The following is a 13554-nucleotide window of genomic DNA, read 5'->3' as shown; positions in this document are numbered from 1 at the left end:
CTGAAAGCTACGCTCATCCAATTCTAGAGGATAGCGAGTATTGTTTCCACGACTTGTTGTGGCGTGAGCTTGTCAACCTGAATCACGTGGTGCGCTGCCCGTCGATACAATTTGCTTCGCGCCTCTGCCAGATTGCTTAGTCGAGTTGCAAGGTCGTCAGCACTTGCAAGCAGCGGGCGACCCGAAGTTTGCCCGAGCAAGCGCTGCATCTGCGTGTCAACGTCGACTTCCAGTGCAATCACTAACCAGTGCGAGCGCAACTGTGCAACGCAACTTTCTGTCGTTACGATACCACCGCCCGTCGCGCAAATCAGCGGTGTGGATGTAGCCATTTCAGTTACAACCCCAAGCGCAGACTTTTCAGCTACGCGAAATCCACCCTCGCCGGATTCGGCAAAGATCTGCGAGACAGACGCTCCGACACGTGCTTCGATGTACGTATCGAGGTCTATAAAGCGCCATTTCAAAGTGTCTGCGAGAGCCGATCCAACGGTGCTTTTCCCGGCTCCCGTTGGACCGATCAAGGCAATCGAACGGTGTGACACACAGTCACCTGCTTGTCTTGGACTTGTCTCACATCATAGCACATCGCGATCGCTCGAAACGACGCTGTTTCAGACTTCAATTACGGGCTGTTGTCCTGCCACCGAGTGACTCGCTTTGCGCTTGGGTCGTAGGAAAAGACAACGGTGTTGATAGCGCCGGGCACAGAGGCTTCCACCCGGACATTGTCTGAACTCCCGAACGACACGCTTTCTTTCACCACTCCACCCACGGTTTCGACGGTCCTCGTGGTACCTACAGCCGCAGGATTGCTCTCGAGTGCCGTCAGCACGCTCAAGGCCGCCCCCCGCGCAAGCCAAAAGGACTGCCTGCTCGCATCGTATAATCGCAGTGTTCGCGCCTGAAACATGACCATCGTCTGAAGTGTCCCTGCGATGACCGCGCTGCACAGTGCGAGGCCAAGTGTTGTCACGAGAGCATGTCCACAGTCTCGTGTCACTGCGTGCCAACACACCGAGCGAGTCTCGCTCGAGACAACTAACGTTTTCAACCTAGAGAAGACGATACAGCACCTGACAGTGTGCATAGCGTCATTTCCCTCGTTTCTCCGTCCGTAAACGTGATGGACGCGTGAACTTCACCAAGCAGCACCTGGAACGCAACAGACTGCACCATCGTCGCAATGACTGCAGTTCCACCCCCAGTTTCAATGCGAACGAGTTGCCCTCGGTTATTCGCCAAATAACGATAGGTAATGCCGTCTGCCTCCGTTAACATTAGACTTTCAAAACGCAAAGTCGCTGACGTCGCGGCATGTGCGTCGGTTGCGAGCACACGATGGGCACTTGCCCACATTGCCTCCACTTCACCTGCCGAGGTCAGGCGATTCTCCGCGCGCCAGAGAGACACCATCAGACTCGTGGACAACGCAAGGACGATGGTTGATAGTACCAACGCGAGGGATACTTCAATCAGCGTGAACCCTTCTCGCGACGAGCTAAAAGCCGCGCTGCGGGATCCACAACGTTTGGCTGGTGTCACCCACACGCGCCACAATGGTCATCACCCCCTGCTCACTGTCTTGCGCGGGCAGAAGTTGGACCTGACAGGTCAAACCGTGCCACATAGTTTCAGATGTCGCGACCTGTCCGGCTAAATAAGTCTCCGCAGCATTGTCGGCGCAGTCATCGGCTGCGCGCTGTGCGGACGTCATCTTTGTCGCCAACACTGTCTGGCTCCACCCGAGCAGGCTAGCAGTTCCAATGACGGACAACAGCCACACGGAGACAACAACCTCGGTGATTGTCAATTTTTTCACCCCCCGGGGGAGATTAATCCGGCGCCCATATACGTCGTGATGTCTAGTTCTTGCACACCATTCGTCAGTCTGATCACACCGCTTACTTGGCAGTTACCTAATTGGTCGTACGTCAAATTTCCGTTCTGCATTTGCAAGTACCCATCGACATAATTGATGCCGGGGGCAAACACAGTAGTTGACAACTGCTTCCCACCGACAAACGTCCCGTAACGTGGCGCGTATTTGGCCATCCGCACAGCGCCGAATGTTCCTGAACTTTGTCCTTCCTCCTGGGCAAAGCGAAGATTGTCAAGCAGCAGTTGCCTCGTCTCTGTGAGTTGGAGCGTGGACCACACGCGCAGGAACGCAGGCACCGCCAACGCAAGCGTGAGCACAGTGACAAACATTGCCACGGTCAACTCAACGACACTAAAACCGCCTTGATGACGAGCGTCACTGCACACCGTTGGTTCCTGTCTGTGCCACTTGACATGTGACTGATATGTGGTCGGGGTCAGGGTCTGAAATTGTGTAGACCGCATTGGCCGGCTGCCCCGGCATCGCCGCTAACATCTGCGCGTCGACTAAAGCTTGCATCTGAGTGGTAGCGTCGCCCGTCGGGAGCGAACCGTTTTCGAGAGCGTACTCAGTTAAGGCCGATTCAATGGCGTTGACATTCTGCTGGCATGCAACAGCTGTGGCCTGTTTTCCAGCCCCGAGCAAGTGGGGTGTGATAACAGCAATCATGACACCAACAATGAAAACGGCGACGACCATTTCCATCAGCGTAAAGCCCCCTTCACGCTTGCAGTCGCGTTCACGAAGCGTGGGCCCGCTGCGGTGAACCTTCGTTGTCCAAACTAACTGGCGCCAAAGTGCGCTCATCATGAGTGATGACCCCTTTCATGCGCGTTATGACCAGTGTCCAGTTGATACCGTCGTCATCATGTCGTACATCGGAACGTAAACAACATACATGCAGGCACTGACAAGTCCTCCCATGACGAACAACAGGGCGGGTTCTAGCACTTGTACCAATCGACGCAACCGTTCCTCAAACACCTCTTGGGTATACGCTTCTACGCGTGCGAAGGCGGCTCCAATCTCTCCTGTCTGTTCCGCCCAGCGCAACAACACGGTCAACAGCGGATCCCAGTCACCTGTGAACGCAAGGGCAGGCGGCTGTCCGGCCATTACGCGGGACAACGTCTCAGTCGCAGCCTTTCGCATCCACACAGGGTTGTGGATGTCAGCTAGTTCCGTGAGCGTGTCTGTCAGTGCGACGCCTGCGTCGAGGTGGAGGCGGAGTAATTGAGACCAGGTGTACGTTCGCCGGAGTCGCCAAAGCTGTCGCCCCGGAAGCCACTTGGAGAGCTTGGACCAAAGAGCGGGGCGCGAGGTTCTAACGACAAGTAGAGCGAGCGTAAAGACGGCAATCGTTGCAGTTAAGCCGACAGTCCAACGGGGTGCTGAATCGAGAATCCTGACGACCACGGCCGTCGCACCGCTCGGGTGTAATCCAAGGGAGGCGTAGACCCCAATAAACATCGGCATTACCACTCTGGAGACAAAGATGAGCAGCAGAGCCATCAGCCCTGACAGCAGTCCGGGATAACTAAGCATGCGCAGGATGTCGCCGATGGCCTTTCGACGCAGTCGTGCGTGAGTACTCCAGGCACGCAGTGTTGAAGCAAGGTTTCCCGTGGCTTCACCCGCCGCTACCATCGACAGCAGCAGGCGTGGAGCACATGACCGCCAGGCATCGGACAGAGATCGGCCTTCCTCAATAGACACAGTGGCTAGGTTTAACCAATCCTGCATGTGCCGACTCAATGGATGGTCGCTCAAGTGCATTACTGCCTGTCGCACGGGTAACCCCGCCTCCAGCAGCGACGCCAGATGGTCGGTTAGATGGTCGAGATCGCGAGTCTGAAATCGTTGACGAAAGTGGCCAACGCGCTTACTTCGTCCCCCTGCCACCGGATTGACGGTGCCTACACCCACTAGCGCCCCCTCCCATCCCGGTCGGAGACGCCATAACCGACAACGACCTCAGGTTGCGATTTGCTCACACGCGCCCTGATTGCCCCCCAAGGCACATCAGTTGCGATTAGACTGGACAGTTCAGTGGTCATTTCGAGCACCGCGAACGAGGCGTGTCGCGACATTACGCTTGCGCCCACCGCGGTCACTAACTGCGGTGTAGCCACAGAGCGGTCAATCTCCTGCACGACCACCCCCAACAGAACCTCTGCAAGAAGTTGACGCGCAACACCGAAGTCTACTAACCGGGCAGCGGCGCCGACGATGTCGCGTGCGTGCGTGGTACTCAGTACAAGGTGCCCAGTCAACGCTGCTCTGACTGCAACGTGAGCAGTCTGTTCGTCGCGGATCTCGCCAATCATGATGACATCCGGGTCTTGCCGTAGTAGGGCCCGCAACCCGGCTTCAAACGTCACCCCAATCCGTTCTCTGACCTCCATCTGCTGCCAATCGGTCATTGGCATCTCGACGGGGTCTTCGATACTGACCACACGTCGACCAGCTTCCGACAACTCGCGCAGCATGGCGTACAGAGTTGTCGTTTTACCAGAGCCAGTTGTGCCCGCGACAAGGATGAGCCCCGAGTGCCGAAAGAGCATCCGTGTGACGAACTGATAGTCTGGGGTAGTCATGCCCAACTGGACCAACGTCGGGACAACACTCTTCGAGTGCGCAAACAGTCTAAGTACAGCTGCCTCTCCGCCAAGCATCGGAACTACTGCAGCGCGCACGTCGCAGTCGATTTCGGCCTCGGTCTCAGACGGCTGGACGTGCCATGAAAATGCACCATCTTGAGGCATTCGTGACTCGGACACGTCCATCCGGCTGAGGGCCTTGACCCGACGAATCACAGTACCTGCTTGGTCAGGTACGGTTAAAAATGGTTCGATCACACCGTCCACTCTGAAAGCCGCGTGCAAAAGTCCGTCTGTTAAGCGCAGGTGTACATCTGACGCGCCGCGAACCAGGGCATCGTCCAAGATTCGCTGCAACAAAACAACGGCCGACAGCTCCTCCACGGTAATCCCTCCTATAGCTAGGGAAATTCGTGATGGCTTATCGACCGCCTGTTTTCAACGCGCTGGATCCAATCTCTCTTTGGAGCTATTTACAAGGTTTGCTGAGCTCTTTGTATAGTAAACCAGTGGGGTTCCCAAAGCTCTTTGTGTGGGACCAACAACAAGTGCAGTTGCGCCCAATCAGCCAATCCCGCATCTCTCGCCGACAATTGAGGCCATCCGAGCGGATGGCTGTGAAACGTGGCGAGGACTGACGCGTTGGCGTCCCGCAGCGAAAACGCGAAGTCGATCACTTCCTGCTCGACAGCAAAACAAGAAGTGGCAGTAGCTTCTGCTTCGAAACAGTGGACGGCCACACCATAAACTTCCGTGTATATCAGTCCACAGACTTCATTTGGTAAGGCGACCTCAGCAGCCTTTTTGACCGTCTCCCAGACATCGCGCGTCCACCACGCCGGAGTAGCCGTTGCGATGGCCCCGTTACTCGACGAATTCAAACTCCATGTCGCCAATTTGAATCACATCACCTTCGCTCGCCCCACGGTTGCGCAGAGACTGATCTACACCACTTTGCCGCAGGATTTTCTGAAACCGTTTGACGGCGTCGTATTGAGCGAAATTTGTCATTTTTACAAGTTTCTCAAGTTCTTCGCTTTCCACAACAAAGTGGTTCCCTTCGCGTCGGACAGTGAACACTGGCCTCCTTGGCGCATACCGATACACCTTGACTTCCTCCGGCTCTGACTCGACGTCGGCGACAGTTGGCTGGTCCTCTGTGAGTTTATCCAAGGCATCTGCCACCGCGTACACGAGCAGGTCGAGACCTTGTCGCGTTGCACCAGACACGGGAAACACCCGTAAGTCGGGATACGCCTGACGGAAGCGCGCGAGATTTTCCTCCGCTTCGGTGATATCCATTTTGTTCGCGACGACGAATTGCGGCCGTGACGTCAAGTCTGCGTTGTACTGTGCAAGTTCGGCTTGTATCAGGTTGTAGTCCTCAAGCGGATCACGCCCTTCTACGGCAGCCATGTCTATGACGTGGAGCAATAATCGCGTGCGCTCCACGTGGCGCAGAAACTCGAGACCAAGACCGTGGCCTTGGTGTGCCCCTTCGATGAGTCCAGGCAAGTCCGCGATCACGAAACTCCGGCCGTCAGGTATGGCCACTACACCGAGTTCGGGTGAGAGCGTCGTAAACGGGTAGGCGCCAATTTTCGGAGTTGCGGAGGTCACGGTCGACAATAGTGTTGATTTACCGACACTCGGGAACCCGACGAGGCCCACGTCCGCAAGGACTTTAAGTTCAAGCAAGAGCCAGTGTTCTTCGCCCGGTTCACCTTTCTCAGCCATATCAGGCGCTTTGTTCCCTTCTGTGGCGAAACGAGAGTTACCTCGCCCTCCCCTGCCTCCTCTTGCTACGACAAGTCGTTGACCGTTGCGAACGAGATCGCCAAGAAATTCGCCGCTGTCTCCCTCACGCACAACAGTGCCAGGTGGAACCTTTACTTCCATATCGGGCGCGCTCTTACCGTGTTGATTCTTGACGCCACCGTGGTCGCCGCGAGTCGCCTTATAATGGCGTTGGTAGCGGAAATCCACCAGTGTTCGCAAGCCCTCATCGACCACGAACACGACATTGCCGCCGCGCCCCCCGTCGCCGCCGGCGGGCCCGCCTAGGGGCACGAACTTCTCCCGGCGATATGAGACAATACCGTTGCCCCCGTCGCCGCCTTTGACGTAAATCCGTGCGTGATCGACAAACATACCGTTCACCTCTACTCTTTCTCGAAGCGCCCTACGCTTCGCTGCCTGTGCCGAGTGGGTCGGGATCAAGTGCGCAACCAATCGCGACCTCTTTGGCATTGTGTGTGCGCTTGTGCCGATCTATGTACGCCGTGATTTGTACCAAGACTTTATTCGCACTCTGTATCCCTGACGGAATGCCGATGTGTAGACAAAGAGTAGAATCCACTTCATTGATGCTCATTTCCAAGCTGAGCGGTGAGACGCCAGTCGCCGCGGCTTGTTCGTTGGCGAACGTCCAGACCTCGCACAGACTCTTCGACCAGGTACGCCGCCACTCCGTCGTGTACTCTGCGCGAATGAGTCGTACGTGTGGGCACTGGGCGGCTGTCCAAAGGACTATCGACGGCGCAAATTCAAACCTCGACTGAACGAGTGACAGTGAAGTCAACCAATCGGACAAGTCCATGACCGTCGTCAGCGCCCGTTCCGGTCGGTCAAGTTGGAGGTATGCCCGCACCAACTGCAAGAAATTCTGAACATCATGTCGATGAATCCGAAAGGCATCCTTGGCGCTGCCCTGTTCGTGTGCAGACTCTAGATCAGCACGTCGCACTTTGTGCGCACCTCCACAATCAAGTCAAGGAACACAAAGAGCCTGGCATTTGCCAGGCTCACCACGCTAGACCCGTGTTTTACGCTTCGACCGCCGCAGCCGCTTCGGTCTCCACAGCAACCGGATACACGCTTACGCGCTTGCGCTCACGACCATAGCGTTCGAACTTCACACGGCCTTCTACCATGGCGAAGAGCGTGTCATCCTTGCCGATGCCGACGTTCGTTCCGGGGTGAATTTTCGTACCCCGCTGGCGAACAATGATACTTCCGGACTTCACGAACTGGCCGTCTGCGCGCTTTACGCCGAGGCGCTGCGCTGCACTGTCACGCCCGTTGCGTGTGCTTGAAACACCTTTTTTATGAGCAAAACGTTGAAGGTTAAACTGCAACACGTGAACTCACTCCTTTTGATCAAGCCGGATTTCTCGCAGCGTTATGTGATGTGGATACTGCTCCGCTGTCTGCTGCAGGCCAAACCACATACTCTCCAACAACAACTGTATTCCAGAGTCGTCTCGAACCGCATCCGGTACAGAACACGACAGCACATCACCGTCGTCTTCTGCAGGCAGCGCGACACCGAGCAACTGCTCACAGCTGTTCACAGCGTTCAACACTAGAGCTGATACTGCGGCGCAGACGACGTCCTCACCAGCCTCACCGTAACCGCCGTGGCCAGAGACGCGAAATGCTGTCACGACACCAGCAACCCGTTCGACGCGCGCGCGAATCATCAGTCTTAGTTACGCTTGAATGGTCTCAACCAGCAACTTCGTATATGGCTGGCGATGACCTTGTTTCTTGTGGTAGTTCTTTTTGGATTTGTACTTGAACACGACAATCTTCTTACCGCGTCCGTGCTCCACAACTTTGGCCGTCACTGAAGCACCTGCCACGGTTGGTGTACCGACTTTGGTCTGTTCGCCGCCGACAAAGCAGACTTTGTCGAGGGTAACGGATTGACCGACCTCAGTATCGAGCTTCTCCACGTAGATGGTGTCTCCAGCAGCAACCTTGTACTGCTTGCCACCTGTCTCAACAATTGCGTACATATAAACGCTCCCTCACTCAGACTCGCTGCCAGGGTCCATTGTCCCAACTGTGGGCCACAGGGTTAAAACCGCTGGTCATGCGGTTGGCGTGACGTACACACACGCGAGTTAGTGTATCATGCCCCACTCTCACAATCAAGGAATCCATTGAACTACTGCAGCCATTGGTCGAGAGAGTCCAGCCATCGCCCAGCAAAGACCGCTTCAAGAAGTTCATCTTCCTCCAAAATCGTTCGGACACTCCCATTCTCATCAAGGACGTACACGAGATGGTACCTGTCGGGAGCAAATTGCTTGACGACGTCGCGAATCACTGCGCTTTCTGGTGCGGCCACAGACCGGATCAACGCAGGTCTCTGCTCGTGAGAGCGGCGTTTGGCGTCAAGAAAGCGCACTGTGTCCATGGCCAAGTCCCTGCGCCCTGTCCAAGCACTGACGAACAAGAACAGACCAAGCACGAGCATTCCCACATGAGGGTAGCCCGCCCATAGCGCCACACCACCGAGTCCGAGTAACAGCAGAGAGGCTGCAATGGCCATTGTATACGCCTCCCGCGTCGCCGCTTCGTATCCGATTGTACGCGACCGCGCTGCACGCAAGATGCGCCCACCGTCCAGGGGAAGGGCTGGCAGCATGTTGAATACCGCGATCCAAAGGTTCAGTTCGATCACGATGCGTCCAAATTCGGTTGGCCACAAGTGGACCATCACCATGACAACGGCTGTTCCAAGCAGAACAAGATTGACGAAGGGCCCAGCGATGGCAATCAATGCTTCATCACGCGGGGCGGGTCCGCCGCGCCCATACGAGATCTTTGCGACTCCGCCAAATGGCAGCAGCGATACTTCCTCGACCTCGTAACCCAAATGATTTGCGACAGCCGCGTGGCCGAGTTCGTGTAGCAGAACAAGCAGAAACAGGATTACGACATCTCGCCACAGGCCAACCCCGAGTGCGACAACAGCCAACAGGAAAAACAGCGGGTGGAAGCGCACCCGCCCAAAACCACTGATGCGTTGCACCCACGTGGGAGTCGTGATGGAAATCCTCATGGAGCGGTCAGTGAACCCGGAAACACAATGTAGTCATGCGGATTTTCAAACCGATTGTTCTTCTCAAGCGCAAACTGCAACGTTGGATGCGCGGGCGTAGCTGGTAACTGGCCAATGATTTCACCTGCGGTGACGTACTCATTCACGCGCACCGTCGGTTTCACTACACCTGTGTACCACGTCGTACCGATGGAGCCGTGATTGATCTCGATCAAGTCTCCGCCAGAGAGCTGCGCAACCTTCGTGACGGTGCCCGACCCAGCTGCGAGGACATGCTCTCCAGCCGTGCCCTGAATCAGCATTTCGGGCTGTCCGACGGAGTAGTTACGGACAATCGAGCCTTGTAGCGGAACGTGCATCTTAATGGCGCCAAAGTTGGTCGACAACCCAGGAATCGCGATGTGGTGATTGACCATGAACCGGTTTACCCGTGTCCACAACGCAGTCCCTTGGTCCTGTGCAAACGCACTCTGATACACGCCGCGGACATCCGCTGCGACAGCAGTGTGTGCGTGGACAGAGTACACGCCTCCTGCAACGAGAACCGCTGCAGCGACAAGTTGGTACCACCATGTGGACGGGCCCGCAGAGGTTGGCGGCTTGCGGCCACCTGCCGCCCGAACCGCTTCCGATGGCTGCTGACTTGAACCACTGAAGGCTTTACGCCATGTATCTGCATCGCCTTGTTTTAGACTGCCATCTTCGTCGGAAAATCCGTACGGAGAGCTCGCCTCGCTCAGCCACCGCACGCGTTGGGATGATTGGTCAAAAGTCGGGGTAGGTACATCTGTCCGGTATACTGAAGGCTCTGCCAAGTGGCGTCGCGCCGACTCAATCGGCGGCATGGGTGGGTTAGCGCTCGTGTCATGCAATAGCAGCCAAGGATTGTCCGGTTCGTCTGTCAGAGGATTCTGGATTTGATTCGGTAGTTGCTGGACCTCTGCCGATGCGCGTTCTGCCATTCGACGCATCGGCCAACTGCGGCGCAGTGTCCACTTACCGTCCTTGTGTTCGGTCGCCATCGTGGTACCCCCTCACACACACTTACCCAATGTGTATGAGCACATGTGGACGAGTAGACCCGGCAAAAAGATTACCTTTTCCCGCCAATCAAGCGCCTCATGCGCCCCCACAGGCCGGGTTGTTCGTCGAGAACCATCAGCGGCACTGCATCGCCTAAAATTCTCCGAGCGATGTCGCGATACGCAATCGATGCCTTGGTGTCTGGTTTCATCACTGTCGGTTCGCCGCGGTTTGCATTGCGAATAATGGCTTCGTCATCGGGTACAATCCCGAGCAAATCAATCGCCAACAACTGCATAATCTCGTCAATGTCAAGCATTTCCCCGCGCTTGACCATCTGTGGGCGGATGCGGTTGATGACCAGTTGTGGCGCATGAATCTGCGCGGCTTCCAACAGTCCAATCACTCGGTCCGCATCACGCACGGCGGGTGTTTCCGGAGTGGTCACGACAATCGCGCGGTCGGCCCCCGCAATCGCGACCTGAAATCCGTGTTCGATACCAGCAGGGCAGTCAATAATGACGAAGTCGTGAGACTCTTTCAAAGCACCTATAATCTCCCGCACTGCGTCAGGAGTCAGAGCAGTCTTATCCCGGGTCTGCGACGCAGGAAGCAGGGACAAAAGTTGATCAAATCGCTTATCGCGGATTAACGCCTGTTCGAGGCGGCACTCCCCTGTCGCCACATCCACAATGTCGAAAATGATGCGGTTTTCTAAGCCCAGCACTACGTCCAGGTTGCGCAGACCGATGTCGGAATCAACCAAACAAACCCGCTTGCCGAGGAGCGCCAGCGCTGTACCAATATTGGCGGTCGAAGTCGTCTTTCCCACGCCGCCCTTGCCCGATGTTATGACAATCGCGGTTCCCATCCCGATGAATCCTCCCAAACCTTATCTCAATAGTACAGGTTTTGTGGTCTGTCATTCGCCGACGAGACTCGCGCGATAAGCAAGTTTATCGACAGCCATGACACCATCCTTGACATACGCGAATTCCATAAACGCGACAGCCGACCGACCATGCTGTGTTTCGGGTGCCCGACTCACGATATCTGCGATCCGTAACTGAAGAGGCGCAAACTCTGCGGCAGCAATGACTGCAGTAGTCAGTCCAGACGCACCCGCGTGCGCGACTCCGCGCAGACGTCCGAAAATATAGATGTCTCCGGAAGCGACAATAGTGCCTCCAGGATTGACATCACCAATCCACACCACATCGCCGTCAAACGTCAGACACTGCCCGTTTCGCACAACACCTTTCACGACAGATTGTTTGAAACGTCGCTCCTCTGGCACGACAGACTGTTTGCTCATCGTGCGGGGGCCGAACTCCCGAATCATAAAGTTCTCGCGTTTGAGAAAAACCTCGAGCAGTTGCCGATGCTCAGCATTGCTCAGCGTTCGGTTCCCGAAATCAATGGAAACAGCAACCTCACCCTCCGAAAACAGGACTGCACCTTCACCGTCTAAAACCTCGTCAAGGTGGAGAAGCAGCGCGTCAAAGGGACAAAATTCATCCAGTAAGAACAGCAACCCGTCTCTTGTTCCTTTGATCGCAACCGGAGGCTGTCCGGGCTGTCTCACCCTCACCGCCAATTGGCTCCCTCCTGAACGCCGCTCTGTGCGGCAGGGCCACTAGCCCCTTAAACAATGTCTGCAAGGCTAAGCTCACAGATAGATTGAACGGAAGGTACTTCGCGATGAGACGTCCAATTTCCTGCACTGGCTTTGGTCAGGAGGCGACCGTGGTTCACAGGGAGTCAGGGGCTTTGCTTCGGTAGCGATTTCCCGGTTTATCTGCAAATGCGAAATGCAGTGGCGCATAGAGGATCAGCAGCGCAATGCCATTTTGAATCATCTTCGACAGTGAATCCGCCATGACCGATTGCCACGCAAAACCAGTTACATCGAACAAGCGGGTTAACCCAAACGTGATCCACACCTGCAACCACGTAAACACAATCGTAACGAGGAACGCGATGGACACGTTCTTGTGCAAAAACTGACTGAAGGAGGCGGCGGCAAAGTACCCCACAACGCCGTACGTAAACGCGCTGAGTCCAATGAACGAGCCGAATTCAATGTCCTGAATCAGGCCGACCAGCACCCCTAGCAACATGGCTGCCCGTGGCCCACGCGTCATTGCAACCATGACCGCGACCACGAGCACCAAATTCGGCTGAATTGCAGAGATCGGTGGAATTTGAAACACCGTGGACTCAATAATTAGGGCGAACCAGAGCACGAAAAAGGCGATGACGTTCCTCACTTTGCGCCCGCCTTTCCGGCTTTCCCTTCCACAACAAATACATCTTCCAAGTACGGGAAGTTGGCAGAGGGTTTAATCACAGCAGACTGCGTCAAGCCCTGGACACCTTGTTGCACCTTGACAACCGTTCCAATTTCGATCCCGGCAGGAAACAAGCTAGAACTCAGACCAGACGTAACGACGACATTGCCAGGACTAACATTTGCCAACGGGGATAGAAAATTCATTACCAGGTCTCCCCCCACCGAGGTCGATCCCGAAACCACGCCGAACGGCTGATCCGCACCTGAGACCTGGACCTTGGCCGAAACACTGTCTCCGACCTGCGTATCAGTGAGCAGCAGTACCTTTGCACTGTGCGCAGCCGTCATTTGCACACGCCCGACCAAGCTGCCGTCGGTGGAGACAACTGGCATGTTGGTCTGCACTCCGTCGGCCGTACCGACGTCAATCGTCACGACAGACGTCCAACTTGATGGGGTCCTCCCCACGATGTGAGCCGGTTGCAGCTGAAACTGACTGCCCTTGCCGCTTTTAAATCCGACCATTTGTGCCAACCGCGCGTTTTCCTCCTGCTGCGCTGCCAGCTGATTCCGTAATTGGCCGTAGTTTTGCATCTCCGTCTTTAGCTCGGCGTTCTGTACATACATTTGGTGAAGGTCACGTAAACCTCCAAAAAATCCTGTTAACTGGCTGATTGGCCGATACACCCAGCTACCCACTGTATTCTCAACGTCCATGACGACACTTTCAGGCCACACAGCAGTGCCAGAAGACTGTAGAGTCACGCCAGCCAATATGATCAAGACGATGACACTGGCCAACAGAATGAACAATCGCCGACTGGTAAGTATTCGGGACACCCGCATCCCCACATCCTTTACACGGTTGTTAACCTGCCCTTCGGCCCTCTCCCGACCGCGGAGA

At 55.7% G+C, this 13554-nt stretch carries 20 protein-coding genes; all 20 read right to left on the bottom strand.

The features are described from left to right. Nucleotides 1-23: 23 nt before the first annotated feature. Entirely contained in the window at nt 24-545 is a 522-nt protein-coding gene (locus JC200_RS22545) for a shikimate kinase (protein ID WP_274433971.1), read from the bottom strand. A gap of 80 nt (nt 546-625) precedes the next feature. Further along, nucleotides 626-976: a hypothetical protein gene (locus tag JC200_RS22540; protein WP_274433970.1), complete on the bottom strand. Its 351-nt coding sequence runs from the start codon at nt 974-976 to the stop codon at nt 626-628. A 74-nt stretch (nt 977-1050) separates the two neighbouring features. Then, a complete protein-coding gene (locus JC200_RS22535; RefSeq protein WP_274436634.1) occupies nt 1051-1551 on the bottom strand; it encodes a PulJ/GspJ family protein in 501 nt (166 codons plus the stop codon). Continuing rightward, nucleotides 1502-1813: a hypothetical protein gene (locus JC200_RS22530; RefSeq protein WP_274433969.1), complete on the bottom strand. Its 312-nt coding sequence runs from the start codon at nt 1811-1813 to the stop codon at nt 1502-1504. The genes JC200_RS22535 and JC200_RS22530 overlap by 50 nt, the downstream gene beginning before the upstream one ends. Before the next feature lie 5 nt (nt 1814-1818). Further along, complete coding sequence (locus tag JC200_RS22525; protein WP_443111854.1) at nt 1819-2223, bottom strand: pilus assembly FimT family protein; 405 nt, start codon at nt 2221-2223, stop codon at nt 1819-1821. Nucleotides 2224-2257: 34 nt separating this feature from the next. After that, on the bottom strand, nt 2258-2692 hold the full coding sequence (locus JC200_RS22520) for a competence type IV pilus major pilin ComGC (protein ID WP_274433968.1): 435 nt from the start codon (nt 2690-2692) through the stop codon (nt 2258-2260). A 24-nt stretch (nt 2693-2716) separates the two neighbouring features. Beyond that, the gene (locus tag JC200_RS22515) at nt 2717-3808 is read right to left on the bottom strand and encodes a type II secretion system F family protein (RefSeq protein ID WP_274433967.1); all 1092 of its coding nucleotides are present in this window, start codon (nt 3806-3808) and stop codon (nt 2717-2719) included. Then, on the bottom strand, nt 3808-4866 hold the full coding sequence (locus JC200_RS22510) for a GspE/PulE family protein (protein ID WP_274433966.1): 1059 nt from the start codon (nt 4864-4866) through the stop codon (nt 3808-3810). The genes JC200_RS22515 and JC200_RS22510 overlap by 1 nt, the downstream gene beginning before the upstream one ends. 89 nt (nt 4867-4955) lie before the next feature. Continuing rightward, nucleotides 4956-5363 carry a M67 family metallopeptidase gene (locus JC200_RS22505; protein WP_274433965.1) on the bottom strand — a complete coding sequence of 136 codons (408 nt, stop codon included), beginning with the start codon at nt 5361-5363 and terminating at the stop codon, nt 4956-4958. Beyond that, nucleotides 5347-6633, bottom strand: coding sequence for a GTPase ObgE (obgE, locus tag JC200_RS22500; RefSeq protein WP_274436632.1), 1287 nt, complete (start codon nt 6631-6633; stop codon nt 5347-5349). Before obgE ends, JC200_RS22505 begins: the two co-directional genes overlap by 17 nt. Nucleotides 6634-6664: 31 nt before the next feature. Beyond that, a complete protein-coding gene (locus JC200_RS22495; protein WP_274433964.1) occupies nt 6665-7228 on the bottom strand; it encodes a Spo0B domain-containing protein in 564 nt (187 codons plus the stop codon). A gap of 79 nt (nt 7229-7307) precedes the next feature. Further along, on the bottom strand, nt 7308-7622 hold the full coding sequence (gene rpmA, locus JC200_RS22490) for a 50S ribosomal protein L27 (protein ID WP_274433963.1): 315 nt from the start codon (nt 7620-7622) through the stop codon (nt 7308-7310). Between the two features lie 6 nt (nt 7623-7628). Next, nucleotides 7629-7964, bottom strand: coding sequence for a ribosomal-processing cysteine protease Prp (locus JC200_RS22485; protein WP_274433962.1), 336 nt, complete (start codon nt 7962-7964; stop codon nt 7629-7631). Nucleotides 7965-7973: 9 nt separating this feature from the next. Then, entirely contained in the window at nt 7974-8282 is a 309-nt protein-coding gene (gene rplU, locus JC200_RS22480; RefSeq protein ID WP_274433961.1) for a 50S ribosomal protein L21, read from the bottom strand. 152 nt (nt 8283-8434) lie between these two features. After that, complete coding sequence (locus JC200_RS22475) at nt 8435-9304, bottom strand: site-2 protease family protein (protein ID WP_274433960.1); 870 nt, start codon at nt 9302-9304, stop codon at nt 8435-8437. Between the two features lie 26 nt (nt 9305-9330). Continuing rightward, on the bottom strand, nt 9331-10356 hold the full coding sequence (locus tag JC200_RS22470; RefSeq protein WP_274433959.1) for a M23 family metallopeptidase: 1026 nt from the start codon (nt 10354-10356) through the stop codon (nt 9331-9333). Between the two features lie 71 nt (nt 10357-10427). Further along, nucleotides 10428-11228 carry a septum site-determining protein MinD gene (minD, locus tag JC200_RS22465; RefSeq protein WP_274433958.1) on the bottom strand — a complete coding sequence of 267 codons (801 nt, stop codon included), beginning with the start codon at nt 11226-11228 and terminating at the stop codon, nt 10428-10430. Between the two features lie 51 nt (nt 11229-11279). Continuing rightward, nucleotides 11280-11948, bottom strand: coding sequence for a septum site-determining protein MinC (locus JC200_RS22460; RefSeq protein ID WP_274436631.1), 669 nt, complete (start codon nt 11946-11948; stop codon nt 11280-11282). Between the two features lie 160 nt (nt 11949-12108). Next, nucleotides 12109-12627: a rod shape-determining protein MreD gene (gene mreD / locus JC200_RS22455; protein ID WP_274433957.1), complete on the bottom strand. Its 519-nt coding sequence runs from the start codon at nt 12625-12627 to the stop codon at nt 12109-12111. Further along, nucleotides 12624-13490, bottom strand: a complete 867-nt coding sequence (gene mreC, locus JC200_RS22450) for a rod shape-determining protein MreC (protein WP_274433956.1) — start codon at nt 13488-13490, stop codon at nt 12624-12626. Before mreC ends, mreD begins: the two co-directional genes overlap by 4 nt. Between the last annotated feature and the right edge of the window lie 64 nt (nt 13491-13554).

Source organism: Alicyclobacillus sp. ALC3 (genome assembly GCF_028751195.1).
Lineage (GTDB): Bacteria > Bacillota > Bacilli > Alicyclobacillales > Alicyclobacillaceae > Alicyclobacillus_L.
The sequence above is the reverse complement of the archived record's forward strand: the minus strand, read 5'-3'. Positions and strand labels throughout refer to the sequence as shown.